Raw genomic sequence first — 25,780 nt, forward strand, 5'->3', positions numbered from 1 at the left:
TAGTGAAAAATTAAAAGCGTTAATTGCTAATTTAGAAACAAAAAAATATTTTGTTTAAATATTTCTTAAAATAGTTAAACAAATTAAATTTTATATTACATTTGTACTCTAATATAAAAACAAAAAGATTATGAAATTAGTAAGAACATTTGCAGCAGTTGCCATTTTTGGTCTAGTTGCAGCGTCATGTGGTAAAAAAGAAAATACCGAAATGACTGAAGAAACGACAATGGACACAACAACTACTGAAGTTGTAGCAGTAGATCCAAACATTGTTGAAGTAGCATCCGGAAATGAGAACTTTACTACACTTGTTGCAGCAGTTACTGCAGCGAATCTAGGAGAAACATTAAGTGGAGACGGACCGTTTACAGTTTTCGCACCAACGAATGATGCTTTCGCAAAATTACCAGCGGGTACTGTGGAGACTTTGTTGAAACCAGAAAACATAGAAAAATTAAAATCAATTTTAACGTATCACGTAGTTTCAGGTAAATTTGATGCAGCAGCTGTAATGGATGCAATTAAAACAAATAATAATAAATATACGGTTACTACTGTTCAAGGTGCAAAAATTGATTTGAGTATAAAAGACGATAAAGTAATTTTAACTGATGCAACTGGTGCAATGGCAACAGTAATTATGGCAGATGTAGCAGCTTCAAACGGTGTAATTCATGCAATTGATGCAGTAATTATGCCTTCAAAATAAGGTTTGATTTTTTTAATTCTGAAAACCGTTGTCTTTTAATAAACAACGGTTTTTTTTATGCCAACTTTTCTCACTAAAACTCAACTTTTTATATTAAAAACTAATTGCCTCCAAAACAATTTCATGTTTAAGATTTTTTCAATAAAAAAATTATAATTATACCTTCTTTGAGATTCTAAAATTATTTCTTTTGAATTCAAATATAGTTATTCGACTGACAAATTCTAAAAAACCACCTACAACATCAGTGTATTTCCTTCAGGTTACGTTGTTAATTATTACTAATTCTTTCAAGTATTTGAAATAATCTTAAAAGAACTTCTTACAATTAATAAATAATTCTATTTTAGCAACCAAAAGAAACTGCAATGAAAAAGAATACGTATTCCGAATTGACTAATGATGAACTTGTAAAGAAAATGATTTTTGCCAAACAAGTATTGACTGCTTTTGTCCTTATTTATTTCGTTGTAATTTTGATACTACTTTTTATGTTTTTTAATAAAAACTTTGGTGATGTTTCCATTGCTTTATTCGTACCTATTTTTATCATACCGGTAACTTTAGCACCGTTATACATCAGCTATAATATGCTTAAAGCTGAACAGAAATCCCGTAATCTATAATATATGGAGGCAACTTGTTTAAACTGCAATACCGAAATAGTACAGAATTTCTGTTCCAATTGTGGACAAAAGAAATACAAACGCATCGACCGAAAGTACATTTGGGACGAAGTGCAGTATTCTACCGTTCACATGAATAAAGGTTTTTTATATTCGATAAAGAATATTTTAATAAATCCGGGGAAAACTGCGAGAACTTTTATTGATGGTAATCGGGTAAATCATTATAAACCAATTGCGTTAACCTTTGTGTTGGCCGGTATTTCATCATTTATTTCCTATAAGCTTATTGGATTAAATGAAGTGATGGAAAAAACTATGAGTCCTAATGAAACTATCAATACGGAATGGTTTCATGAATATATGAGTTTTGTTCAGACTTACAATGCCTTTTTAATTTTATTAATGATACCGTTCTTTGCCGTATTTACACGTTGGGCTTTCAAAGCTTGGGGTCATAATTATTATGAACATGTAGTAGTTAACTCTTATATTCTATCTTATTATATCATTTTAAATTTGATACTTGTTTATCCTTTTACTTATATATTTAAAGAGAATGGAAATCTCGTTATGATCATTTCGCAAGCGGCAATGCTGTCTTTTCTAATTATTTTACCCTACTTTTTTAAGAATTTTTATCCAGAGCATTCTATGAAAAATATCTTATTGCGATTATTAATATTTATAGGATTATCAATAGGATTAGGAATAGTTTTATTCATCGCAACAATTATAGGTGCTATTGTTTATATAAAATTCTTTAGTCCAGAAACATTGCAACTATTTGTTCCCAAAAAGCCTGGCATCTAAAAATTCAGCTGTATATTAAAAAAGCGTTTCAATAATATTGAAACGCTTTTTTGTTGGAATTGATTTCTATGTTATAATCGTCCACTTTACTTCACATAATTGGGCGATTCACACAATAGCCAATATTCCACAATGGTCTTTATCGTGTTTTTCAAACCTTCATATGTTGACGGTTTTACGAAAAATCCTTGAATCGATTTTGAATAAGCGTCAATGACCGCCTCCTGTTCTGCACTTGTAGTAAAAAATAAGTAGGGAATGGTTTTTAATCGGATGTCCTCGTTTTCATGAATTTGTTTTCTCAATTCAATGCCATTTAGCTTCGGCATGTTGATATCTGAAAAAACGATAAAGGGTTCGGACGTTTTTGCAGTCAAATAATCAAGTGCTTCTTGTCCGTCGTTAAAAAACAGCACTTCGTTACGGTAACCCAGTTCTCTAAAAACATCAGCAAAAAAAACTTGATCGTCAGCATCGTTTTCAACAATCACAAAGGCACCTCTCTTGTTCATTTTATTTTATATAAAATTAGACTGCTAATGTAGTTTTTATTAATTACTTCCCTTGATAATATTCGTCTAATTATAGATTCAATAATTGCTAGGCCTTTACGTCCTTCTATCGTTAAATCTTTCTATCCTTCAATCTTTTTATCCTTTCTTTAATCATTATGATAACTCAATCCTTTTAATTAAATTTGCATCACATTCTTAAAAGAATTTATTATGACAAAAACGCAAAGCCAAAAAGAAATTTCATTTGAAGATTTCAAGACTGAAGTTTTAAACGATTATAAAATTGCCATAACCAGTAGAGAATGTAGTCTTTTGGGACGTCGTGAAGTACTGACTGGGAAAGCGAAGTTTGGAATCTTTGGCGACGGAAAAGAAGTGCCGCAACTAGCCATGGCGAAAGCGTTTAAAAACGGAGATTTCCGTTCAGGATATTACCGCGATCAAACGTTCATGATGGCGATTGGAGCGATGAATATCCAACAGTTTTTTGCCGGATTATATGGTCATACCGATTTGGAGCATGATCCAATGTCGGCTGGACGTCAAATGGGTGGGCACTTTGCTACGCATTCATTAAACGAAGACGGTTCTTGGAAAAACTTGACACAACAGAAAAATTCAAGTGCAGATATATCACCAACGGCAGGTCAAATGCCTCGTTTGTTGGGACTGGCACAAGCTTCAAAAATATTTAGAAATGTAAGTGGCATTCACAACAAAACTAATTTCTCGATTAATGGAAATGAAATTGCTTGGGGAACTATTGGAAATGCAAGTACTTCGGAAGGTTTGTTTTTTGAAACCATCAACGCTGCAGGAGTGTTACAAGTTCCTATGGTCATGAGTGTTTGGGACGATGAATACGGTATTTCGGTTCACGCCAAACATCAAACTACAAAAGAAAATATTTCTGAAATCTTAAAAGGTTTTCAACGCGACGAAAATGCAAAAGGTTTTGAAATCATTCGTGTGAAAGGTTGGGATTACCCAGGATTGATTGACGCGTACCAAAAAGCGGCTTCAATCGCAAGAGAAGAACACGTTCCAGTTTTGATTCACGTAAATGAACTGACACAACCGCAAGGACATTCGACTTCAGGTTCGCACGAACGTTATAAAAATGCCGACCGATTGAATTGGGAAGGTGAATTTGACTGTGTACGTCAAATGAAATTGTGGATGATTGCTTTAGACATTGCAACAACGGAAGAGTTGGACGAAATGGAAGCTTCTGCAAAGAAAGAAGTGATGCAAGGCAAGAAAGCAGCTTGGGAAGCATTTGTCAATCCTACAAAAACAGAACAACAAGAAGTGTTGACTTTATTAAATGAAGTGGCAGATGCAAGTGCAAACAAAGCATTTATCACTCCATTAATTAATGATTTAAAAGGAATTAAAGAACCGATTCGAAAAGATATTCTTTCTACGGCTCGAAAAGTACTTCGATTGACTATTGGCGAAAGCAAACATAAATCGCTTTCAGATTGGATTAAGAATTATACAGAAAAAATTCAACCGAAATTTAGTTCACACTTATTCTCAAGTTCAGATGAGCAAGTCACTTCTGTAAATGAAGTATTACCAACCTATGATGAAAATGCGGAAGAAGTAGATGCTCGATTGGTAATTAGAGATAATTTCGATTCTATTTTTACAAAATATCCAGAAACGTTGATTTTTGGCGAAGATGCAGGAACTATTGGTGATGTAAACCAAGGTTTGGAAGGCATGCAAGAAAAATACGGCGAATTGCGTGTTGCCGATGTAGGTATTCGTGAAGCAACTATTTTAGGTCAAGGAATTGGAATGGCAATGCGAGGTTTACGTCCGATTGCTGAAATTCAATATTTGGATTATTTGCTTTATGCAATCCAAATTATGAGTGATGACTTGGCTACATTACAATACAGAACACGTGGAAGACAAAAAGCACCGCTAATTATTAGAACACGTGGACATCGATTAGAAGGAATTTGGCATTCAGGTTCTCCAATGGGAATGATTATCAACGCCATTCGTGGAATTCACGTTTTAGTACCTAGAAATATGACTAAAGCAGCTGGGTTTTACAACACACTTTTAGAAACAGACGAACCTGCTCTAGTTGTAGAATGCCTAAACGGTTACCGATTGAAAGAAAAAATGCCTACGAATTTAGGCGATTTCAAAACGCCAATTGGTGTGGTGGAAACGATTAAAGAAGGTACAGATATTACCGTAGTTTCGTACGGTTCAACTTTGCGATTGATTGAACAAGCTGCAAAAGAATTACAAGCGGTTAATATTAACGTAGAAATTATTGACGCACAATCGCTATTGCCTTTTGACATTAAGCATGATATCGTGAAAAGTGTTGCAAAAACAAATCGTTTGTTGGTCATTGATGAAGATGTTCCTGGAGGAGCTTCGGCTTTCATCTTACAAAAAATTGTAGACGAACAGAATGCGTATCGTTATTTAGACAGCAAACCAGAAACTTTAACTGCAAAAGCACACCGACCAGCTTACGGAACTGACGGCGATTATTTCTCTAAACCTTCGATAGAAGATATATTTGAGAAGATTTATGCGGTAATTCACGAAGCAAAACCGGAAGCCTATCCGAGTTTATACTAAAACCTAAAATTCCCAATATGAAAATGTTGGGAATTTTTTTTGTAATAGTGTAACATTTGTACTCTATTTTTCATTAGTTTTATCACCAATATTAATTAGAAAACAAAATACGAGATGAAAAAGATTGGATTAACCTTAAGTATGTTTGCCATTATGGCATTAGTTTCTTGTAAAAAAGAAGAAACAGTTGTTACACCTGCACCAGAAACCGAAACGGAAGTAGTTGTTTTACCTCCACCTCCACCTCCCGCTCCTGTAGAAGAAGTTGAAAAAGACGGAACTTCTATCAGTGTTGGTAAAGATGGTGTAGAAGTAAGTACGAAAGACGGTGATAATAAAACAGTTATCGACGTGAAAGACGGAAAAGGTTCCATCGAAATTAAAAAATAATTACACAAAAAAACCGAAGCTACAGCAACGTACTTCGGTTTTTTATTTGCAACATAAATAAATAATAGTGTTGTGTTGCAAGGCTTAACAAATTATATTTTTAAATCATCTCTTAGTTTCCTCTATACGTGGAATATCCAAAAGCAGACAGCGTTATTGGAACGTGGTAATGATTTTTATCTTTAATTTCAAAAACTACTTCAATAAAAGGATAAAAGCTTTCAATTTTATCTTTCTTAAAATAATCGCTTACGTAATACGTTAATCTGTAAATTCCTAAATTCGATTTTTCGTTGCTTAAAAAGTCAGGAATTCTACCATTCTTATCCGTAATTTTCTCTTCTACAAACGACCATGTTCTTGTATTATCGTGGTACTGTTCCAATTTTATTAAAACTCCAGCAGCAGGCAATCCTTTGGAAACATCTAAAATGTGACTTGACAATTGATATGTTTTTTCTTGTGCAAATGTGATTGTAGAAATAAATGCAAATGCAAGTGTGTAAATTAAATTTTTCATGTGTATCTTAATTTTAAATTTATAAAAATAATATTATTTTCTTGCTGAAATTCCAGCTGCAGGAATTCCTACTGATTGTGCAATAATGTCGTCATTTTCTGCACTTCCACCACCGGCAACTCCAATACTTCCGATGATTTCATTATTATAATAAATGGGTGCTCCACCACTTAATAATAATAGTTCAGGAAGTGTATTTAAGTTTTGAGCATCTGCACTTTTAGCTGCATTTCGCATTAATTCCAGCGTTGGCGTTTTTGTAGATAAAGCCGTAAATGCTTTTCTTCTTGCCGCTTCCGTATTATGAGGTCCTACTCCTGCTCCACGTGTGATTAAAATAATCGTTCCCGATGCGTCAAGAATTGCGACAGAAACTTTTTTGTCGTATTTTGAGGCTAAGTCAGCAGCTTGTTTTTGCAATTCAAAAGCAGCTTCCAAGGTTAAGTTATTCACTGAAACCACAAATTTTGAATCTGTGGTTATTGCTTTTTTAGTTTGAGCATGACCAAAATTTACTGCTGAAAGTAGTACCGTAAGTATAAGTAATTTTTTCATTGTTTAATTTTTTACAAATTTAGGTCAACAAAACACTACTATACTTGATCTAAGTCAACGAATTTACAATTTTGCTTTAATTCTCGACAAAGTAGATGGAGCAATTCCCAAATAAGAAGCCACCATTTTATTTGAAACGCGTAAAAGCAGTTGCGGTTGGTTTTTAATAATCCATTGCACTTTTTCTAAAGCATCAAAACCTTGGAAACCATAAATCCGTTTTTGTGCTACAATAAAACCCAGTTCTAAAATCTCTGTGTAAATTTTTGCAAATTCAGGTATTGTTTGAACCAGATGATAAAAAGAAGTACGAGAAATTTTCAACAACTCACACTTTTCGATCGTTTGCATGAATTCTTCAGCAGGCTTTTGATCGATAAAACTAGGTAAAGCAGCCACAAAATTTCCTTCAAAAGCAAAGTAACGAGAACTTTCCTGTCCCTCTTTATTCAAGGTAAACAGTCGTATACAACCTTTATTGACAAAATAATATTCGTTTGCCGTTTGATTATAATCGACTAAAATCGTTTTTGATTTCGCTTTCTGCAGCGTAAAGCAGCTACAGATTTGTTGCTGCGTTTCAACATTCTCAATACCTTTATTATTTAAAAATGCTATTAATTCTTGGTACATTAATTACTCGAATAAAATTAATCTTCCTTCTTTATATTGACTTTGAAGTCGGGAGAATCTACTAATTGGAAAGTTGCCGAAGCAAATTTAACAGCACCATTCGTAGCTTCTAATCGTTTTAAAACAGACATAAATAAAGCCGTTTTTGTAGCACGACGCCTTTTGAACGGAACAACGTACCGCAAGGTAAATTCAACCCAATTATCATTTGCGACAAGCGAAACCATTGGCTCCGTTTGTGCATCTTCTAAACGATACGTTTGCTGTAAGTGATTCCAATTCGCATGTGAATCAGACGATAAGTCGCCTACGATTTCATTTCCAATTTCATTTAATATAGAAGTCGTTAATTCATAATCACTTCCGTATTGAATGGGAATTTTGATTTCATCCCAAAGAAAAGGAAATTCACCTGAGTAGTTGAAAACGGGTTCTTTAAAAACATAACTGTTGGCAATCATCACAATTCTTCCATTGTACAAATCGCCGTCTACCCATTGACCTGTTTCCATAATGGTCGTTCTCAAAACGCCAATATCCATTACGTCTCCTTTAATTCCACCAAGTTGAACTCTATCGCCTGTTCTAAAAAAACTTCCAAACATAATCGCAAGCCATCCCGCAAAAGAAGCAATCACTTCTTGCAATGCAAATGCGACTCCGGCACCAGCAACTCCAAAAGCGGTTGAAAGACCGCTTAATTTACTACTGAAAATAATAAGAATTAAAATAAAAGTAAGAATATAACCTGCAAAACTTCCAATTTTTCCCGCTCGATAACGGTTTTGATTGTCGTCAATTTTAAGAATAAATTTCTTCTGAATAAATTTAACTACAAGCCATATTAAAATAGTTCCAATAAGAAGTGTTACTATTTTTCCAACGGTTGGATCGTGAAGTAATTCGGTAATTTTCTCATCCATACTTTTATCTTTTTTTGGCAAAGCGTTTCGAAATCAGTTCAAAACTACTTGTTCTTTTAAAGATATAAAAGAATGATTTAATATAGATTGTTTTAAGAAAAAAACAACAAAAAACCCGATCGGAATCGGGTTTAAAATTTAGTGCATAATATTTTCAACTTCTTTTGGATCGTGTTTGTGTTTAAATAAAAACGCAAAAGCGATAGCAATAATTAGCGAATAAGCGGCAAAAGCCAGCCAGATCGTATGCCAATCTTTCATCATAATTACGTCGCTGAACATTCCATTTGCATCAATTGAAAGTTTGCTTTTCTTAACAAATTCAATCATTTGCGAGTTGTTTACTTCCGTTTCTAAGAATTGAGAAAGTTCTGTTGTGGAGTGAAATGATTTCGTGAAAAAGCGTTCAATTGCCCAACCTGACGTAAAACTTCCGAGAATAGCGCCAACTCCATTAGTCATCATCATGAATAAACCTTGAGCGGAAGAACGTATTTTAGGATCTGTATTGGATTCAACGAATAAAGAACCGGAGATGTTAAAAAAGTCGAATGCCATTCCATAAACGATACAAGATAAAATAATCATCCACAAACCGCCCACAGGATCGCCATAAGCGAATAAACCAAAGCGCAAAACCCAGGCCAACATACTCATTAACATCACTTGTTTGATTCCAAAACGTTTTAAGAAAAAAGGAATCGCAAGAATAAATAAAGTTTCTGAAATTTGAGAAATCGACATAATGATGGTCGAATATTCCACTACGAATGAGTTGGCATATTTCGGGAAAAATTTAAATTCGTCCAAAAACACATCGCCGTACGCATTGGTCAATTGTAACGCACCTCCTAAAAACATAGAGAAGATGAAGAACAATGCCATTTTATAATTACCAAATAATTTGAATGATTCTAAACCTAAGGTTTCCGTTAATGAAGCATTTTCTTTAGTCAATCGTTGAGGCTTACAAGCTGGTAAAGTGAACGAATACAATCCTAGTAAAATAGCTCCTGCTCCTGCAATATAAAACTGGTAATCCGTTGCCTTATTACCAGACAAATTGGTCATCCACATGGCAATGATAAAACCAATGGTTCCAAAAACACGAATGGGTGGAAAATCTTTAACGACATCTTTACCGCTATTTTTCAAAACCGTGTAAGATATTGAATTACTTAACGCAATTGTAGGCATGTAAAAACACATGGCCAATAACATAATGTAAATAAATTCGGTTGGAGTGGTGACTTGCGGAATATAGAATAAAACACAAGCATATAAAATATGCAATACACCATAGAGTTTTTCGGCATTTACCCATCTGTCAGCGATAATTCCGGTTAAAGTAGGCATGAACAATGAAGCAATTCCCATGGTGCTGAAAACCAATCCAAATTGTGTTCCTTCCCATTGTTTCGTTCCAAACCAGTAATTTGCTATTGTGATCAGCCAAGCTCCCCAAACAAAAAATTGAAAGAAGCTCATGAAGGTCAACCTATATTTTATTCCCATCTAAAAGTATATTAAAGTTTGCTCAATAAACAGCCCGTAAATCTACTATTAAATATTTAATGGCAATGAGAAAATTGATTTAAAAGTAAGAAATTGTAGTTTTAACTTGGCAACACTAAAAAGTAAATATCTTGTAAATACGTGAAATTAAATAAAACATATAATAATTTCACAAAGACAGAAGTTAAAATTACATTGAGTGTTGAACCAATTTCAGTACTTGTTGAAATTGTTGGTTTTTATCTAACTTAGAATTATCTATTTCCACTGCATCGTCCGCGATAATTAACGGTGAATCTTCGCGATGGGTATCGATATAATCGCGTTCTTCCACGTTTTTCAACACATCCTCGTAGGTAACGTTTTGACCTTTTTCCGTCAATTCCTCAAAACGACGTTGGGCACGTGTTTCTGCACTTGAATTCATAAAGATTTTAACTTCTGCATCTGGAAAAACAACAGTTCCAATATCGCGTCCGTCCATCACAATTCCACGCTCCTGCCCCATTTTTTGTTGTTGCTCAACTAATTTCGCACGAACTTCTGAAATTTCAGCAATCCGACTCACATATTGAGAAACTTCTAAAGTTCTAATGTCGTTTTCAACATTTTTGTCGTTAAGAAACATTTCTGCGAAACCCAATTGTTCGTTGTAAACAAACTGCAAACGAATATCAGGCAATGCGTTAATCAAGGTTTGTGTATCAAAAGACTCTTTATTTATGTAACCATTTTCCATAGAAAACAAAGCAACCGCACGGTACATCGCACCTGTATCTACGTAAACATAACCCAAATGCTTGGCTAATTGTTTGGCAATAGTACTTTTTCCTGTGGACGAAAATCCGTCAATGGCGATGATAATTTTTTTCATTTCTATACCTATAAGTTACTTCGCAAAAGTAAGCATCCTAATCATAAAAAAAACTGCTTTTCAGCAGCTTTTTAGATTTATTTATTTACAAGTTTATACATTACAATTATTTTTTATAATACAGGTTTATTTGCGTTGAATGCAAGTTCCTTATAACGCCAAATTCAGCAGAGGGATTTTCGCTAATAATTTCATTCATTTTAGAATTAAAACTTTCAGCATCCGAACAGACGCCAAGGTCTTGCCAATTACTAAAATCTTCCGTTTCCTTTAATTGAGCGGTAATCGTACTTGATTCTTTGGAAACAGTAATGATTGCATTGATCGTGTCCGTTTGTTCTGATGCATCACCTTTATTAACGGAGGCTGTTAATTCCTCTGCCAACTCATTGATAATAGAATCACGTTGCATTTCTGAATTATAGGTTTGAACATAAGGTTGTGAAAAATCAATATTCATTTCTGATAAATCGAGTTTAAAGTCATGCATAAAATCAGCTTTTAAATCGGCTTCTTTTTTTCCACATGCGATTAAAAATAAAAACGCAAATACAGTTGTGATGCCTACTTTTTTCATGTTGTTTTAATTTAGAGTTATTCAAATATAAGGAATTAAACGAGATGATGTTGCTGATTTTCAAATCGTAATAATGTCAATAATTCTTCGATTTAAAAAATTAATATATCTTTACTACTATGAAAAAGTTTCCAATATTAATTCTACTGGCGTTTATTCCGCTGACAAGTTTTAAAACTAAAACTTATGAATCTGGCAAAGGAAAGGGAATTGATTTTTTTAAAGGGTCATGGGAAGAAGCATTAGAAAAAGCAAAGCAAGAAAATAAAAACATATTTGTCGATTTTTATGCCACTTGGTGTGGACCATGCAAACAATTGAAAAAATCTTTTAAGGACAAAGAGGTTGGCGCTTATTACAACAAAAATTTTATCAATATTTCTATTGATGGAGAAACCAAAGAAGGACGTCAATTAATGTATCGGTATCAAATTCAAGGCTATCCTACTTTACTGATTTTTGATTATAATGGCAAAGTAAAAACAAAGTCTTTTGGTGTTTTAAAACCTTATATCCTTATTAATTTTGGTCGACGAATTGTGCCTTAGGAAATTTGTGATTTATGATTTAGGAATTTGAGATCATAGTTTGTGCATTTAGATTTACGGCTTTTGGAAATGAATTTTTGTGTGTAAATAACAACGCGTGAGGGATAGCAGAGAAAATCTTGTCTTGAGAATGGAGCTTGCGGAATGAACAAGAAAGATTGTAACGGATAGCCCGACAGCATTTTTAAAAAAGGCTATTTAATCCTACTGGTTTTGCCTTTTTAAAAATGGTGGCACGCCCAAATCAAACTATTGGAAATTAATGGTCAAGCCAAATAGACTCGTGTTTGCCGCTAAAGTATAGCGTGAGTAGGAATAATCAAACTTAATTTTATTAAATCGCAATCCAAAACCGAGTGAAATTCCACTGAAGTTCCGTTGTTCTTCAATACTTAATTCTTCACCCCGTCTGAAATTATAACCCATTCTGATGTTGAATGCTTTTTCAGGAAATAATTCGGCTCCTACAATAACGTGCCGTAATGCATTGTTGAAAAACCCTACTTTTTCAGGAGTTGAGCCACCATCAATATTTCCTTCGGCTCGTGCAGGGTTAGAAAAAGCGACATTCCATTGCTGGAGATTTTCAAGAGTCAAGTGCCAGCGTAAAGGAACATGCTCCAATTGTTGTGAAATTCCTGCAATAATTTCGAGCGGTAATTTCTCGTTCGTTCCCGCATAAGTAGTAAATTGCGTTCCAATATTCCGAACCGTTACTGCAATATTGATGTCGTTATATTCGTCCACGTACAAAGCGCCTAAGTCAATCGCACCACCAAAAGAGTTGTAACTTTCCAAGGTAGAAGAAATCAATTTTGCATTGGCACCTACATAAAAGTCGGTATTGGGAACATTATAAGCATAGCCAAAAGACAGTGCAATTTCACTTCCTGTAAAACCAGAGGTTTCGAGTCCGTTTTCATCATACCCATCAAAACTTCCGTAATTTACATAGTTTACACCTGCGTGAAAAGTTTGCGTTCTACGGTCATACGTATAAGCATAAGCCGCCGTTCCGTAAGTGACTTCTCCAAAAAGACTTCCGTAATTTAAGGAAAGATGATTGTCCATCTTTTCATTAATCGTGGCAGGATTAAACAACGCTTGATTGACATCCGAATCGTAAATTGTAATCAACTTCCCACCTAAAGCCGCTTGTCGAGGCGAGGTTACCAGATCCAGAAATTGATAAATCGACTTTCCGCCCACTTGCCCGAATGAAATCGCACTTGTAAGAATTAAAGTAAATAAAATCTGTTTTTTGAACATTTAGAAAGTTTCGATTACCACATCTATAACGGAGATGCGAAGATATTATTTTTGCGCTAACTTGATTTGTTTATTGGATGTAAAATAATAAAAAAAGTCCAATCTATTGCTAAATTGGACTTTTCCTAAAATTATTTATTTTTACGCAATCACTTTCGCGTTTTTCACATCTTGATCTGTAATCGCAATTGCCAGCACCTCACTCATTTCTTTCACATAATGGAAAGTCAAACCTTCTAAATATTCTTGTTTGATTTCATCAATGTCGCGTTTATTTTCTTGACACAGAATAATTTCTTTGATATTCGCTCTTTTTGCAGCAAGTATTTTCTCTTTTAATCCACCAACAGGAAGTACTTTTCCACGAAGCGTAATTTCACCTGTCATGGCTAAGTTTTTCTTAATTCTTTTTTGCGTAAACACAGAAACTAAAGAAGTCAACATTGCAATTCCAGCACTTGGTCCATCTTTTGGCGTTGCTCCTTCAGGAACGTGTACGTGTACATTATATTTGGGCAACATTTCAGGATCCAGTCCCAAATTTTCTGCATTTGCCTTGATATATTCTAAAGCAATTGTAGCTGATTCTTTCATCACCGTTCCCAGATTTCCGGTCATAGTAAGTGTTCCCTTTCCTTTTGAAACTAATGATTCAATGAAAAGTATGTCGCCACCAACACTTGTCCACGCTAAACCTGTCACTACACCAGCAACTTCATTGCTTTCTGATTTATCGCGTTGCATTCTTGGCGCTCCTAACGCTTTGACAATATCAGCTTCCGTAATTTTAGTATTGTATTCTTCCTCCATTGCAACTGCTTTTGCAGCACCGCGAATGACTTGAGCTACTTTATTTTCTAAACCACGAACGCCCGATTCACGTGTATAACCTTCTACAATGAATTCCAACTGTTTCCGTCCGATAGTCAATTGCTTTGCGCTTAAACCGTGTTCTTTCAATTGTTTTGGAAACAAATGTTTACGGGCAATTTCTGTCTTTTCTTCAATCGTGTAACCTGACATTTTAATGATTTCCATTCGGTCACGCAATGCAGGTTGAACCGTACTCATATTATTTGAAGTGGCAATAAACATCACTTTAGATAAATCATATCCCATTTCAAGGAAATTATCGTAGAATTCGCTGTTTTGTTCTGGATCCAAAACTTCTAATAATGCAGAAGATGGATCTCCACTGTTACTGCTTGAAAGTTTGTCAATTTCATCCAAAACAAAGACGGGATTTGACGTTCCTGCTTTTTTCAAACTTTGAATAATTCGTCCCGGCATCGCGCCAATATAGGTTTTCCTGTGTCCTCTAATTTCAGCTTCATCACGCAATCCACCTAACGAAATCCGAACATATTCACGACCTAAGGCTTCTGCAATTGACTTTCCTATAGACGTTTTACCAACTCCCGGAGGTCCTGTCAAGCAAAGAATTGGAGATTTCATATCGTTTCGCAATTTTAAAACTGCAAGATGCTCAATGATTCTCTTTTTAACCTCATCTAAACCAAAATGGTCGCGGTCTAATACTTTCTGAGCCGATTTTAAATCGAATTTATCTTTTGAAAAATGATTCCAAGGCAATTCTAAAAACAACTCCAAATAATTCCGTTGAATTCCGAAATCAGGTGCTTGTGGATTCATGCGTTGCATTTTTGACAATTCCTTCTCAAAATGCTTTTGCGTTTTTGTATCCCATTTTTTCTTGGATGCCTTTTCACGCATTTCTTCCAACTCTTCTTCTTGCGAAACACCACCCAATTCTTCTTGAATCGTTTTCATTTGCTGATGCAAGAAGTATTCGCGTTGTTGCTGATCCAAGTCAAAACGAACTTTCGACTGAATGTCATTTTTAAGCTCAAGTTTCTGCAACTCAATGTTCATGAATTTCAACGCACGTAAAGCTCTGTCTTTTAAATTATTGATTGACAACAAGTCTTGTTTCTCTTGAACAGAAAGATTCATGTTTGAAGAAACGAAATTGATTAAAAACGACTGACTTCCAATATTTTTAATCGCAAAAGTAGCTTCTGACGGAATGTTTGGACTTTCCTCAATAATAGCTGTTGCCAATTCTTTAACAGAATCAATAATCGCGCTGAATTCTTTATCGTTTTTTCGAGGACGTTTTTCTTCCACTTCTTTAATTGTGGCTTTCATATACGGCTCTTCAGTAGTCATTTCGTCTATTTCAAAACGTTTTTTACCTTGAAGAATAACGGTAACGTTTCCGTCAGGCATTTTCAAAACACGTAAAATTCGTGCTACTGTTCCAATTTTATGAATATCACCAAAAGTAGGCTCTTCGATGTCCTCGTTCTTTTGAGAAACAACACCAATAACTTTACCTGCCGCGTTCGCATCGTTGATCAATTTAATGGATTTATCTCTTCCCGCAGTAATAGGAATTACAACGCCAGGAAATAAAACCGTATTTCGCAAAGGCAAAATAGGCAAATCTAAAGGAAGTTCCTCCTTGTTCATTTCCTCCTCGTCTTCTGGCGTTAAAAGTGGAATCAATTCCGCTTCGCTGTCCAATTCGTGAAGTGACATATTGTCTAATGTAATAATTTTTTGATTCGACATATTATATTTAAGTCATTTTGTCATTAAGAAAATACCTTTACTTTGTATATAAAAGTAAAGATAACAAAGTATTTAACTGTAAATCAATTCACTAAAATTAATCAGCGAATTGATTTCGATTGATAAAGTCAATCTTTGTGCCATAAAAAAATCCGCCGAAGCGGATCATTTTTTATATAGAAAATAGCTTTATTGATAGGTAACATCAAAAGCTCCTTCCGTTATTGTATGTGTTGCAGTACTGAATAATGATTTTCCTACAAAATTGAATGTTCCTTTAATTTTCTTCGCAGACGTGTCGTGTGTGGTGATTGTGAAACTTCCCGAATCTGCATTGAATGTTCCGTTCTGAGTGGTATCCACGATGTACATTCCGATGTATGTTCCAAATGTTGAAAATTCATAAGTTCCCGGAGTAATTGTTGAAGGAACAGTAAGTGTAATATTTTCAACACCCGCTTTCTTTCCTGAAACAAAAATAGAGCCACTCAATACATTTGAATTAACAGATGTTGGCTCAAAAGCCACTCCATCAACTTTTGCAAAAAATGTGTTTCCCGATGGCGTTACAACATCTCCTGAAAATTTAATATTCGTAAAGGAACCATTCGTAAATTTCTTCATCACCAAGTTTCCTGCATCGTCAAAGCGTCCACCTGTAAATTCAAATGTTCCTGAAATTGTTTTATTTGCTTCGTCAATCGAAGTAACTGTCACTTTAGCTGTATCTGTGTATGCCGGAAAATCAACAAAATCACCGTTAGCAGGTGCACTAACAAATCCTTCGGAAGCACTGTTAGAATACATTAAACCTAAAATTGCGTTACTTGCAGTGGCATTAGTCCAAGTGTACGTTCCTACTTGATTTAAAGGAGCTGGTAAAGTAATTTGTAAAAAATCATTATTTCCCGAACGTAAGCCTGTTATAGAAATTGCAGTTGAGTTTACTACGGCTTGAATATTTGTTGCCACAAAAGTTTGACCGTCAAAATCAACTTTTAGTTGGCCGTTTGTACTTGAATCAGGAATCAAAACAGAAGGATCTAACGGCTCAACATCGGTTGAACAGGATGTGAAAATGGTTGCAGTTGTGACTAAGAAAAGCAATAAAAATCGGTTTATTTTTTTCATTTTAATTTGGGAATTTTAATTCGGTTTCAAATATAACTTTTTTTATTGTGCTGAAATAGTTTTTTTTGGAACTCGTAAAAGTAATATAACGCCTCCAATGAAGAATATTGTTAGAAAAACGATTGAGTTTCGCATACTTCCGGTAAGTTGGTCAATCAGTCCATACAATCCCATTCCGATTACGATTCCGATTTTTTCAGAAACATCGTAAAAACTAAAGTAAGATGCGGTATCGTCGGTTTTCGGTAAGAATTTGGAATACGTAGAACGTGAAAGTGACTGAATTCCTCCCATTACCAATCCTACAAATCCAGCAGTAACATAGAAATGAATGGGTTCTGTAACAAAATAAGCACAAACGCAAATTACTGCCCAAATAACGTTTATTACAATAAGTGTGGGTATGTTTCCGTATTTGGCGGAAGCCTTAGAAGTGATAATAGCTCCTCCAACAGCAACCAATTGGATTACCAAAATACTTATAATTAATCCCATTGTTTTTCCACTTTCGGAAGGCCAATTTATTTCTTGTTCACCAAAATAAGTGGCCACTAGCATAACGGTCTGAACTGCCATACTGTAAACAAAAAAGGCAATCAAATATCTTTTCAAAGACAAATCTTTAAATAGTTCGTTTTTTACTTTTACTAATTCTCTAAATCCATTAAAGAATACGGATGTATTGATTTTTTTAGCTTCTTTATTACTTTTCGGCAAATAGTAAAAAGTATATTGACTGAAAAAAATCCACCAAATTCCTGTGAACACAAAAGTCAATCGCATAGCGTCAATTGCTGCTTGATCTTCTTTCCCAATAACGATTGCTAAACTTGCCACTAATAAAATTACACTTCCGATATATCCTAATGAATATCCTTTTGCACTCAAGCCGTCTTGTTGCTCTTCGAATGCGACATCAGGCAAATATGAATTATAAAAAACCAAACTTCCCCAAAAACCAATCAGGCCGAAGAAGTAACAGAGTAAGCCAAACATTATATTTTCAAGAGAAAACCAATACAAGCCTATGCACGACAAAGCTCCTAAATAACAGAAAAATTGGAGAAACCGTTTTTTATTTCCCACGTAATCTGCAATTCCAGAAAGTAAAGGGGAAATAATAGCAACTACTAGAAAAGCAATCGCCGTTACAAAACTGATTAAAGCTGTACTTTTAAAGTCAATCCCAAAAACGTTGATATTGGGGAATTCGTCCGAAAATAAACTCGCATAAAAAATGGGAAATATTGAGGAAGTGATTACTAATGGGTATACTGAATTTGCCCAATCGTAAAATGCCCAAGCGTTTTGGAGTTTCTTACTACCTTTTTCTAATTGACTCATAAAGTGGAAGTTTATTAAATAAAAAAAGCTGCCAATAAATTGACAGCTTCGAAAGTACTCTTTTTTATTTATATGTAACTCCAAATTTTGCAGCTTCTGCTTTTGCTTTAGGAATTAATCTTTTCAAGTTTGCAATACGAGTAGCATCTGCAGGGTGCGTACTTAAAATTTCAGGTGGTGCTCCACCTCCAGAATTAGCAGCCATTCGTGTCCAAAAAGCAATTGATTCATCAGGGTTATAACCAGCTATTGCCATTAATGTTAATCCGATTTCATCTGCTTCTGTCTCGTGGCTCCTACTAAATGGTAAAGCGATACCCACTTGCGTGGTAATTCCGTACGCTTGCATGGCTATTGCTTGTGTTTCAGCACTTTTCTCACTAAGAGCAACTTGCGCTACAATGGCACCATAATTTTGAAGTTGACTACTACTCATACGTTGTTGACCGTGATTTGCTAATGCATGCGCCACTTCATGACCCATAACTGTTGCTAAACCCGCTTCTGTTTTAGTAATAGGTAAAATTCCGCTGTACACAACAATTTTTCCTCCTGGCATACACCACGCATTTACTTCTTTATTATCTACCAAATTGTACTCCCAACGGTAATCGTTAAGGTACCCTTTATAACCATTTGCATTCAAATAACGTTCGGCTGCATTCTTAATTTTCACACCCACGGACTCAACTAACTTCGCACTTGAAGTACCTCTAACAACTTTATTTTCTTTTAAAAATGAGCTGTATTGTGCAAATGCTGCAGGTAAAATTTCTGAATCTGGAACTAAAGCTAAAGTTTTCTTACCTGAAAATGGATTTGTAGCACAAGAAGCTAAAAGTCCTAGAACAAGTGCCGTACTGATGTAGATATATTTTTTCATAATTGGTTTGATTTATCAACCGTAAAACTACACTTTTTTTATTCAGTTGAAAATATAGAATTTTTAAAAAACATTACAGTTAAACAAGGTTTTAAATAAATAACTTACTTTTATGTTTTTTACAAATCCACTCTTATAAAACTTTGATTATGATTTTAACCACAACCAATTCAGTAGAAGATTATAAAATTTTAGCCTACCGAGGCATTGTTTCTGGTACTTCAATAGACATGCAGAAAATGACTTTGACCTTTAATATGACGAAATATTATGAAGGTTTAACACAAAGTGTTAACGAGGTAAAAGCTAAAGCTTTTGAAGAATTAAAAGCAGATGCGGAAAAATTAAATGCGAATGCAGTTATAGGTATTTCTATTGACATTGAACTGACTACAAGTAATTGTATTATGGTTAGTGTAAGCGGAACTGCAGTAAGTATTGTAAAAAGATAAAATTAGATATTCGATTTCTCCAAAAAAGAATGCCGACTCAAAATTGAATCGGCATTTTTATTTTCTATTTATTTAGTCTTTTATTTTGAAAACTTTTCGAAGAATATCTTCAAGCAAGCACCACTTCGTTAATGCAGATTGGAATAAATTAATTCCAACAAAACCTGTTAACCACAACCAATTTTGGTTTACATACACCGCTAATAATAAGCTAAACATTATAAAAATTCCTGCGATAGCTCGAACATATCTATTTATCATATTTTTTTGATTTTAATCCTTTTCCAACCCATCCTACTTTCATTCTATCTTCGGAGGAAATTGGAAAAGGTAAGTTGTTTTTAATTATTTATTTATTGATATTTTTACTGTTTTTTCTCCCACTTTTTACGCTCAACTACATAATATAATAGAGGAACAATAACCAATGTCAACACTGTAGAAACAATTGCTCCAAAAACTAATGAAATTGCCAATCCTTGGAAAATTGGGTCAAACAAAATGACAATCGCTCCAATTACTACCGCACCTGTCGTCAATAAAATTGGTGTTGTTCGCACTGCACCAGCTTCGATAATCGCTTCTTTCAATGGAGATCCTTCTTTCAATCGGATTTCGATGAAGTCAATAAGTAATACCGAGTTTCGAACCATAATTCCGGCGAGTGCAATCATACCAATAAATGAAGTTGCTGTGAAAAATGCATTTAATAACCAGTGACCAAATACGATTCCAATCAACGAAAGTGGAATCGCCACCATCATAATCATCGGTGTTTTAAAATTTTGGAACCAACCTACGATTAGCATGTAAATAATCACAATTACAATTAAGAAGGCAATACCTAAATCTCTAAAAACTTCTAAAGTAATCTGCCATTCTCCATCCCATTTTACGCTGAAATTCGATTCGTCTTTCGGTTGTGCCATGTATAATTCTTCCAGAGTATAGCCTTTTGGTAATTTTACTTTCTCCAATTTTTCTGTCATTCCAAGAATTGCGTAAGCAGGACTTTCAAGACCTCCAGCCATATCAGCTGTAATGTAAACCACTCTTTTCTGATCTTTTCTACTGATGGTATTCGCCGCTTTCACTTTATTCACAGTAACTAAATCCTTGATTGGAATCATCGTTCCCATCTGAGTTTTGATTTTCAAATCTTGAATATCTTCAATGCTCGTTTTATTTTCATCCGAAATCGCTAACGTCATGTTCACTGGCTTAACCGAATTTTCGATGTATAACGTCGAGAATGGATGTTCACCTAATAAGTAGTTTAAATTTCCAACCAATTGTTGTGGCGCAATTCCTTTCAACATCGCTTTCTCTTTGTCGGTATCCAAACGATATTCGTCGTGTGGTGCTTGAACTGTCCAGTCAATATCTACAACATCCGCCGTGTTTTCTAAAATTTCCTTAACTTGAGCTGCAACTTTAATTTGCTCGTCATAATCAGGTCCGTAAATTTCTGCAACAATTGTAGACAATACTGGTGGTCCTGGTGGAACTTCAATAATTTTTACATTCGCACCGTATTTTTTTGCAATTGTTTGAATTGGTCCACGAACTAATTTAGCTAAATCGTGACTTTGCAATTTTCTATCTTCTTTGCCAATCAAATTCACTTGAATGTCTGCCATATTACTTCCACCTCGTAAATCGTAGTGACGTACTAAACCGTTAAAAGTAATTGGCGCTGAAGTTCCCACATAATTTTGGTAACTCACCACTTCAGGAATCGAAGATAAATAATTCGAAATCTCTCTTGTTGCTGCTGCAGTTCGCTCTAATGTTGAGCCTTCTGGCAAATCAATAACAACTTGAAATTCATTTTTGTTATCAAAAGGCAACATTTTTACTGCAACCGCATTGGTGAAAAACATCGATACAGAACCGATAAGTAACAATACAATTACTCCAACCGTAATCCTTCTTTTATTCGAATTTTCTAATAACGGACGTTCAATTTTATTGTACAATCTGTAAATCCAGTTTGCTTCTAAACCTTGCTCCTCTTTTTCTTCTTGATTATCTTTTTCACGTAGCAAATGATATCCTAAATAAGGAGTTACGGTCAATGCTAAAAACAAAGATAAAATCATTGCAATCGAAGCACCAATTGGCATTGGACTCATATAAGGTCCCATCATTCCAGACACAAAAGCCATTGGCAGTAATGCCGCAATAACGGTGAATGTTGCTAAAATTGTTGGATTTCCAACTTCATTAATCGCATAAATCGCTGCTTTATGGAAAGGCAATTTCTTCATTTTGAAGTGGCGGTGCATGTTCTCGGCGATAATAATACTATCATCGACTACAATTCCCACGACGAAAACCAGTGCAAATAACGTAATTCGGTTAAGCGTGTAACCCAACATATAATAACTGAACAATGTCAAGGCAAACGTCAATGGAACAGAGAAAAACACTACTAATCCACCGCGCCATCCCATGGCAAGCATCACTAAAATTGTTACTGCAATAATTGCAATAAACAAGTGAGACAAAAGTTCATTTACTTTTTCAGAAGCCGTTTCACCATAATTCCTAGTAACTTCAACGTGCATGTCATTTGGAATTACAGTTGCTTTTAACTGATTCACTTTCGCCAAAATCAATTCTGAAATATGCATCGCATCCGCACCTTTTACTTTCGCAACTGATAAAGTTACCGCCGGATATTCAGATGGATTGGCTGCAAATTTCTCGTTTACTTTACTGTATCCGAAAGAAACATAACTTTTTGCCGTTCTAGGTTGGTCTTCAATTGTAGCAATTTGTTTTAAGTAAACCGGTTTGTTTCCGCTTACGCCAACAACTACATTCTCAACATCTTCTTTTGAAGATAAAAATTCGCCTGTTCGAACAGAATATTCCGTGTCATTTTGTGAAAAATTTCCAGAAACACTACTTCCATTATTCGCTTGAATTCTTTGAATTACTTCAAGTGCATCCACATTGGCTTCAGCCATTTTATCTTTGTCAACCGTAATTTTAAGTTCATGAGGTCGTCCGCCGATTTCTTTGGTTGCGGCAACATCTTTCACTTTTTTAATTTCCGAAGCTACTTCTTCAACAACTTGCGAAATTTCAAAATCACTGTATTTTTCACTCCATAAAGTCAACGCCAACATAGGAACATCATCAATAGAACGCGTTTTTATTAGCGGTTGATAAGCACCTTGAGGCATTAAATTCATGTTTTTGAAAATCTCATCGTATAATTTTACGTACGACCTTTCAATATCTTCACCTACATAAAACTGAACAATAATCATTGCTTGGCCATTGTGTGCTTCACTATAAATATGTTCAACACCTTTAATATTGGAAATCATGCTTTCCAAAGGTTTGATAATTCTGCTTTCTACTTCTGATGGACTCGCACCAGGATATCCAACAAGAATATCAGCCATCGGAACATTAATTTGAGGTTCTTCCTCACGTGGAATTAGCGTTGAACTATAAACTCCAATTATCATTAATCCTACCATTAAAAGTAGCGTTAACTTTGAGTTTATAAACAGTGACGCAATTTTTCCTGAAAATCCATTTTCCATCGTAATTGTTTTTTTTACTTACTAATTGATTTTTTCGACTTACTTAAGCGTCACTTTACTTCCGTTGAATAATTTTCCATCGGCAGTCACTACATATTTTTCTCCAGCTGCAAGTCCAGATACAACTTCGATGTTATCACCATAAGTTCTCCCTAAACGCAACCATCTTAACAAAGCAATATTATCAGCCGTAACAGTGTAAACTCCGTTTAATTGTCCTTGCGAAATTACCGCCGATTTCGGAATCACAACCATTGTTGAAGCAGCCGCATTGGCGTCTTTTTCAATTGGAAAAATTACATTTACGAACATTCCTGATAATGCTGCGTCTTTCTTTGCATCCAAAGCTAATTTCACTAAATATTGTCCACTTGAACCTTGTGATGAAGAACTAATTTCAGTTACTTTCCCTTTAATCACTTCGTTTGAAGATTTCAATTTTATATCAGCAGAAGTTCCGTTTTTGATTTTCAAAATATCAGATTCAGAAATCGAAACAACCGCTTGCAATTCGCCACCACCTTCAATCGTTAATAATGGCGCTCCAGGATTTGCCATTGTTCCTGCTTTTACAAAAGTTTCAGTTACAGTTCCGTCAAAAGGAGCGGTCATGTTTGCATAAGCAAATTGTGCCATAACTTCACTTCGCATCGCTTTAGCGGCATTTAATCCTGCTTCAGCCATTTGATATTGAGTAGTTACGTTGTCTAATTCTTTTTGAGAAGCACTTTGTTGTTTGAATAAAGCTGTAAATCGTTCAAAATCTTTTTTCGCACTATTATAACCTGCTTGTGCTTGCATAATTCCGGCATCTGCTTGCGATTTTTTTGCTCTTAAATCATCGTTGTTGATGCTCACTAACAGTTGGCCTTTGCGAACTTTCTGTCCAGTGCTTACTTTTAAGTCGGTGATGTATCCCATCATTCGCGTACTGATTACAGCTCTTTTTTCAGATTCTAAAGTTCCACTAGCACTGATGAATTTCGAATTTGAGCCCGAAGCAACTTCTTGAACTTCAACAGCTACTGCAGGAAACTCAGCTACTTTTACATCTTTCTTATCTCCTGAACAAGCAGTAAGAAATAAGACGGTAGACAATATTGCAGCTGCTATTATTTTTTTACCCACTTGTAAAACTTTTGTATTTTGATTATTATTTGATTTCATGAGGTTCGTTTTTGATTGTTATTGTTGTAAAAAAGTAACGTAGTCTTTTGTGAAATTATATTCGAAAACGGCTTGTTGGTATTCCAAATCTTTTTGGATTTTTTGTGTTTCAGAAATCAAAACATCAGCTGTTTTTTCTAAACCTTGTTCGAATCTGTTTTGCCGAATTCGATATGCTTCTGAAGCTTGTTTCACATTCAAGTCAGCCAACTTTACTTTTTCTTTTGCGTCTAATAATTGTCGGTTGTATTTATTCAACTCTAATTCGCTTTTCGCTTTGTATTGCAATTCTTCCGTTTGCGCTTTTTCATAGACAATTTTCGCTTGTTGCAGTTTTCCAATTGATTTGTATCCGTCAAAAACATTCCAAGACAATTGCGCTCCAACGACATAACCTCCAGCACTTGTTCCGAAGATTTTATTATCATATAATTCGTATGTTCCAAAAGCATTTAATCGAGGAAGAAAATTCATTTTAGATGCAGAAACCATTTTGCCATACGCTTCAGTTGACAAAGCCATCGCTTGAAAATCTTTTCTATTGGAGATTGACAGCTTACCGTCTGTAGCATTCATTTCTTGTAATTCGAAAGCATCGAGTGGTTTGTAAATCACATTTTTATCTTCGCTGTTTACCAAATAACTGATGTAATCTGAACTATTTTGCACTGCAGATTTTGCCATTTGCAACTGGTTTTTGATTTCGTTAATTCGGATTTCAACAGAAAGAACGTCTGTTTTTTGCACTAAACCTTGTTTGCTATAATTGTCAACCATTCGACCGTTTTCTTGTGCGGTTTTCAACGCTTTTTCTAAAACAGAAACCATTTGGTAAGCCAGTTGCAATTCCATGTAGCTCTTTTTCGCATCTAAAAGCATCGCTTCTTGAGTACGTTCTGCTTGTAATTTGTAGGACTGCAATTTAATTCTTACAGCTTGCCGTTGAGCAAAACCATCAAAATTTAAAATGGGTTGCAAAACTTCAATTTTTGTAGCAAAATTTTGTGTCACATTCGGATTATTAAGCAAACTTGGATTGAAATCATTTTGCGTTAAAATTTCCTGATTCAATTTTGACCCAAAAGCCATTAAAGGATTTGTTGTTGAAATTCCCGTGTGAGAAACCGTAATATTAGGTAAGAAAACCGCGGAAGATTGACGGTATTCAGCTTGAGAAGCTTTGAAATCGTGTTGGGAAATTTTAATTTGTAAATTCCCTTCAGCTACTTTTTTCAGTAGTATTTCTTTCGAAATTCCAAGAGTATCTTGTGCGTTCAATTGCGTAAAACTCAAAAGACCAAAAAGACATAATGTCAGATATTTTGCATTCATAAACTTATAAGTTTAATTAGTTATGCAAAACTCCGACTTAAGATTGATGTGTACAGTTACATTAGTTACATAAGGATTTATGATTTTTGAATTATGAAGTATGAATTTGGGATGTTCAATTCATGTAGAATATATTTTCAATAATCTTTAAAATGTCTCGCAATTCCGATAATCATCGGAAGCGAAGGAGCAAAGAAAAACATATCTAGCTTTGCGACTTCGCTCCC

Annotated in this window: 24 protein-coding genes; 7 read left to right on the forward strand and 17 right to left on the reverse strand. The window is 34.8% G+C overall.

Annotated elements, in window-relative coordinates; all coding sequences use genetic code 11:
• Positions 1-130 precede the first annotated feature (130 nt).
• The 3 genes from YWA_RS0107510 (at position 131) to YWA_RS0107520 (ending at position 2,151) form a co-directional block, all read left to right on the forward strand.
• Complete coding sequence (locus tag YWA_RS0107510; RefSeq protein ID WP_022827893.1) at positions 131-712, forward strand: fasciclin domain-containing protein; 582 nt, start codon at positions 131-133, stop codon at positions 710-712.
• Positions 713-1,080: 368 nt separating this feature from the next.
• The gene (locus YWA_RS0107515; RefSeq protein WP_022827894.1) at positions 1,081-1,338 is read left to right on the forward strand and encodes a hypothetical protein; all 258 of its coding nucleotides are present in this window, start codon (positions 1,081-1,083) and stop codon (positions 1,336-1,338) included.
• 3 nt (positions 1,339-1,341) lie between these two features.
• The gene (locus YWA_RS0107520; protein ID WP_026718659.1) at positions 1,342-2,151 is read left to right on the forward strand and encodes a DUF3667 domain-containing protein; all 810 of its coding nucleotides are present in this window, start codon (positions 1,342-1,344) and stop codon (positions 2,149-2,151) included.
• An 86-nt stretch (positions 2,152-2,237) separates the two neighbouring features.
• On the opposite strand, the gene YWA_RS0107525 is transcribed toward YWA_RS0107520, so the two are convergent.
• A complete protein-coding gene (locus tag YWA_RS0107525; RefSeq protein WP_022827896.1) occupies positions 2,238-2,663 on the reverse strand; it encodes a response regulator in 426 nt (141 codons plus the stop codon).
• 213 nt (positions 2,664-2,876) lie between these two features.
• On the opposite strand from YWA_RS0107525, the gene YWA_RS0107530 reads away from it, so the two are divergent.
• Together YWA_RS0107530 and YWA_RS14795 are read left to right on the forward strand one after the other, a co-directional pair.
• Entirely contained in the window at positions 2,877-5,282 is a 2,406-nt protein-coding gene (locus YWA_RS0107530; RefSeq protein ID WP_022827897.1) for an alpha-ketoacid dehydrogenase subunit alpha/beta, read from the forward strand.
• A gap of 114 nt (positions 5,283-5,396) precedes the next feature.
• Positions 5,397-5,672 carry a hypothetical protein gene (locus YWA_RS14795; RefSeq protein WP_022827898.1) on the forward strand — a complete coding sequence of 92 codons (276 nt, stop codon included), beginning with the start codon at positions 5,397-5,399 and terminating at the stop codon, positions 5,670-5,672.
• A gap of 112 nt (positions 5,673-5,784) precedes the next feature.
• Here YWA_RS14795 and uraH read toward each other — a convergent pair whose 3' ends face one another.
• The 7 genes from uraH to YWA_RS0107570 all read right to left on the reverse strand — a co-directional run bounded on the left by uraH (position 5,785) and on the right by YWA_RS0107570 (position 11,269).
• The gene (gene uraH, locus YWA_RS0107540) at positions 5,785-6,192 is read right to left on the reverse strand and encodes a hydroxyisourate hydrolase (RefSeq protein ID WP_022827899.1); all 408 of its coding nucleotides are present in this window, start codon (positions 6,190-6,192) and stop codon (positions 5,785-5,787) included.
• 33 nt (positions 6,193-6,225) lie between these two features.
• A complete protein-coding gene (locus tag YWA_RS0107545) occupies positions 6,226-6,747 on the reverse strand; it encodes a heme-binding protein (protein WP_022827900.1) in 522 nt (173 codons plus the stop codon).
• 63 nt (positions 6,748-6,810) lie between these two features.
• Positions 6,811-7,380 carry a Crp/Fnr family transcriptional regulator gene (locus YWA_RS0107550; protein WP_022827901.1) on the reverse strand — a complete coding sequence of 190 codons (570 nt, stop codon included), beginning with the start codon at positions 7,378-7,380 and terminating at the stop codon, positions 6,811-6,813.
• A 17-nt stretch (positions 7,381-7,397) separates the two neighbouring features.
• Positions 7,398-8,303, reverse strand: coding sequence for a mechanosensitive ion channel family protein (locus YWA_RS0107555; protein ID WP_022827902.1), 906 nt, complete (start codon positions 8,301-8,303; stop codon positions 7,398-7,400).
• Positions 8,304-8,441: 138 nt separating this feature from the next.
• Positions 8,442-9,818 (reverse strand): nucleoside permease, encoded by a 1,377-nt coding sequence (locus YWA_RS0107560; protein ID WP_022827903.1) that lies wholly within the window; start codon positions 9,816-9,818, stop codon positions 8,442-8,444.
• A 190-nt stretch (positions 9,819-10,008) separates the two neighbouring features.
• On the reverse strand, positions 10,009-10,692 hold the full coding sequence (gene cmk, locus YWA_RS0107565; protein ID WP_022827904.1) for a (d)CMP kinase: 684 nt from the start codon (positions 10,690-10,692) through the stop codon (positions 10,009-10,011).
• A 106-nt stretch (positions 10,693-10,798) separates the two neighbouring features.
• Positions 10,799-11,269: a hypothetical protein gene (locus YWA_RS0107570; RefSeq protein WP_022827905.1), complete on the reverse strand. Its 471-nt coding sequence runs from the start codon at positions 11,267-11,269 to the stop codon at positions 10,799-10,801.
• A gap of 119 nt (positions 11,270-11,388) precedes the next feature.
• On the opposite strand from YWA_RS0107570, the gene YWA_RS0107575 reads away from it, so the two are divergent.
• Positions 11,389-11,817 (forward strand): thioredoxin family protein, encoded by a 429-nt coding sequence (locus tag YWA_RS0107575; protein ID WP_022827906.1) that lies wholly within the window; start codon positions 11,389-11,391, stop codon positions 11,815-11,817.
• 249 nt (positions 11,818-12,066) lie between these two features.
• Here the strand turns inward: YWA_RS0107575 and porQ are convergent, their stop codons facing one another.
• The 5 genes from porQ to YWA_RS0107600 all read right to left on the reverse strand — a co-directional run bounded on the left by porQ (position 12,067) and on the right by YWA_RS0107600 (position 19,039).
• On the reverse strand, positions 12,067-13,086 hold the full coding sequence (gene porQ, locus YWA_RS0107580) for a type IX secretion system protein PorQ (RefSeq protein WP_022827907.1): 1,020 nt from the start codon (positions 13,084-13,086) through the stop codon (positions 12,067-12,069).
• A 141-nt stretch (positions 13,087-13,227) separates the two neighbouring features.
• Positions 13,228-15,681: an endopeptidase La gene (gene lon / locus YWA_RS0107585; RefSeq protein ID WP_022827908.1), complete on the reverse strand. Its 2,454-nt coding sequence runs from the start codon at positions 15,679-15,681 to the stop codon at positions 13,228-13,230.
• Positions 15,682-15,870: 189 nt separating this feature from the next.
• On the reverse strand, positions 15,871-16,812 hold the full coding sequence (locus YWA_RS0107590; protein WP_022827909.1) for a DUF6252 family protein: 942 nt from the start codon (positions 16,810-16,812) through the stop codon (positions 15,871-15,873).
• 42 nt (positions 16,813-16,854) lie between these two features.
• On the reverse strand, positions 16,855-18,156 hold the full coding sequence (locus YWA_RS0107595) for an MFS transporter (RefSeq protein ID WP_022827910.1): 1,302 nt from the start codon (positions 18,154-18,156) through the stop codon (positions 16,855-16,857).
• A gap of 64 nt (positions 18,157-18,220) precedes the next feature.
• Positions 18,221-19,039 (reverse strand): M48 family metallopeptidase, encoded by an 819-nt coding sequence (locus tag YWA_RS0107600; RefSeq protein ID WP_022827911.1) that lies wholly within the window; start codon positions 19,037-19,039, stop codon positions 18,221-18,223.
• A gap of 149 nt (positions 19,040-19,188) precedes the next feature.
• On the opposite strand from YWA_RS0107600, the gene YWA_RS0107605 reads away from it, so the two are divergent.
• The gene (locus tag YWA_RS0107605) at positions 19,189-19,491 is read left to right on the forward strand and encodes a heavy metal-binding domain-containing protein (protein WP_022827912.1); all 303 of its coding nucleotides are present in this window, start codon (positions 19,189-19,191) and stop codon (positions 19,489-19,491) included.
• A gap of 72 nt (positions 19,492-19,563) precedes the next feature.
• Here the strand turns inward: YWA_RS0107605 and YWA_RS0107610 are convergent, their stop codons facing one another.
• From YWA_RS0107610 to YWA_RS0107625, 4 genes are all read right to left on the reverse strand, one after another.
• Positions 19,564-19,752 carry a YgaP family membrane protein gene (locus YWA_RS0107610; RefSeq protein ID WP_022827913.1) on the reverse strand — a complete coding sequence of 63 codons (189 nt, stop codon included), beginning with the start codon at positions 19,750-19,752 and terminating at the stop codon, positions 19,564-19,566.
• 104 nt (positions 19,753-19,856) lie between these two features.
• Positions 19,857-23,054 carry an efflux RND transporter permease subunit gene (locus YWA_RS0107615; protein WP_022827914.1) on the reverse strand — a complete coding sequence of 1,066 codons (3,198 nt, stop codon included), beginning with the start codon at positions 23,052-23,054 and terminating at the stop codon, positions 19,857-19,859.
• Between the two features lie 39 nt (positions 23,055-23,093).
• Positions 23,094-24,221, reverse strand: coding sequence for an efflux RND transporter periplasmic adaptor subunit (locus tag YWA_RS0107620; RefSeq protein WP_022827915.1), 1,128 nt, complete (start codon positions 24,219-24,221; stop codon positions 23,094-23,096).
• A gap of 18 nt (positions 24,222-24,239) precedes the next feature.
• Complete coding sequence (locus tag YWA_RS0107625; protein ID WP_022827916.1) at positions 24,240-25,553, reverse strand: TolC family protein; 1,314 nt, start codon at positions 25,551-25,553, stop codon at positions 24,240-24,242.
• Positions 25,554-25,780: the final 227 nt, after the last annotated feature.

The organism is Flavobacterium antarcticum DSM 19726, from assembly GCF_000419685.1.
In the GTDB taxonomy this organism is placed as follows: Bacteria; Bacteroidota; Bacteroidia; order Flavobacteriales; family Flavobacteriaceae; genus Flavobacterium; species Flavobacterium antarcticum.

What these genes read in the sequence shown, in the direction of transcription:
- YWA_RS0107545 (WP_022827900.1), bottom strand. Translation starts at nt 6,747, where the DNA reads ATGAAAAAATTACTTATACTTACGGTACTACTTTCAGCAGTAAATTTT.
- YWA_RS0107625 (WP_022827916.1), bottom strand. Translation starts at nt 25,553, where the DNA reads ATGAATGCAAAATATCTGACATTATGTCTTTTTGGTCTTTTGAGTTTT.
- YWA_RS14795 (WP_022827898.1), top strand. Translation starts at nt 5,397, where the DNA reads ATGAAAAAGATTGGATTAACCTTAAGTATGTTTGCCATTATGGCATTA.
- YWA_RS0107560 (WP_022827903.1), bottom strand. Translation starts at nt 9,818, where the DNA reads ATGGGAATAAAATATAGGTTGACCTTCATGAGCTTCTTTCAATTTTTT.
- YWA_RS0107555 (WP_022827902.1), bottom strand. Translation starts at nt 8,303, where the DNA reads ATGGATGAGAAAATTACCGAATTACTTCACGATCCAACCGTTGGAAAA.
- porQ (WP_022827907.1), bottom strand. Translation starts at nt 13,086, where the DNA reads ATGTTCAAAAAACAGATTTTATTTACTTTAATTCTTACAAGTGCGATT.
- YWA_RS0107510 (WP_022827893.1), top strand. Translation starts at nt 131, where the DNA reads ATGAAATTAGTAAGAACATTTGCAGCAGTTGCCATTTTTGGTCTAGTT.
- cmk (WP_022827904.1), bottom strand. Translation starts at nt 10,692, where the DNA reads ATGAAAAAAATTATCATCGCCATTGACGGATTTTCGTCCACAGGAAAA.
- lon (WP_022827908.1), bottom strand. Translation starts at nt 15,681, where the DNA reads ATGTCGAATCAAAAAATTATTACATTAGACAATATGTCACTTCACGAA.
- YWA_RS0107600 (WP_022827911.1), bottom strand. Translation starts at nt 19,039, where the DNA reads ATGAAAAAATATATCTACATCAGTACGGCACTTGTTCTAGGACTTTTA.
- YWA_RS0107615 (WP_022827914.1), bottom strand. Translation starts at nt 23,054, where the DNA reads ATGGAAAATGGATTTTCAGGAAAAATTGCGTCACTGTTTATAAACTCA.
- YWA_RS0107515 (WP_022827894.1), top strand. Translation starts at nt 1,081, where the DNA reads ATGAAAAAGAATACGTATTCCGAATTGACTAATGATGAACTTGTAAAG.
- YWA_RS0107595 (WP_022827910.1), bottom strand. Translation starts at nt 18,156, where the DNA reads ATGAGTCAATTAGAAAAAGGTAGTAAGAAACTCCAAAACGCTTGGGCA.
- YWA_RS0107530 (WP_022827897.1), top strand. Translation starts at nt 2,877, where the DNA reads ATGACAAAAACGCAAAGCCAAAAAGAAATTTCATTTGAAGATTTCAAG.
- YWA_RS0107575 (WP_022827906.1), top strand. Translation starts at nt 11,389, where the DNA reads ATGAAAAAGTTTCCAATATTAATTCTACTGGCGTTTATTCCGCTGACA.
- YWA_RS0107550 (WP_022827901.1), bottom strand. Translation starts at nt 7,380, where the DNA reads ATGTACCAAGAATTAATAGCATTTTTAAATAATAAAGGTATTGAGAAT.
- YWA_RS0107590 (WP_022827909.1), bottom strand. Translation starts at nt 16,812, where the DNA reads ATGAAAAAAATAAACCGATTTTTATTGCTTTTCTTAGTCACAACTGCA.
- YWA_RS0107620 (WP_022827915.1), bottom strand. Translation starts at nt 24,221, where the DNA reads ATGAAATCAAATAATAATCAAAATACAAAAGTTTTACAAGTGGGTAAA.
- YWA_RS0107525 (WP_022827896.1), bottom strand. Translation starts at nt 2,663, where the DNA reads ATGAACAAGAGAGGTGCCTTTGTGATTGTTGAAAACGATGCTGACGAT.
- YWA_RS0107610 (WP_022827913.1), bottom strand. Translation starts at nt 19,752, where the DNA reads ATGATAAATAGATATGTTCGAGCTATCGCAGGAATTTTTATAATGTTT.
- YWA_RS0107520 (WP_026718659.1), top strand. Translation starts at nt 1,342, where the DNA reads ATGGAGGCAACTTGTTTAAACTGCAATACCGAAATAGTACAGAATTTC.
- uraH (WP_022827899.1), bottom strand. Translation starts at nt 6,192, where the DNA reads ATGAAAAATTTAATTTACACACTTGCATTTGCATTTATTTCTACAATC.
- YWA_RS0107605 (WP_022827912.1), top strand. Translation starts at nt 19,189, where the DNA reads ATGATTTTAACCACAACCAATTCAGTAGAAGATTATAAAATTTTAGCC.
- YWA_RS0107570 (WP_022827905.1), bottom strand. Translation starts at nt 11,269, where the DNA reads ATGAAAAAAGTAGGCATCACAACTGTATTTGCGTTTTTATTTTTAATC.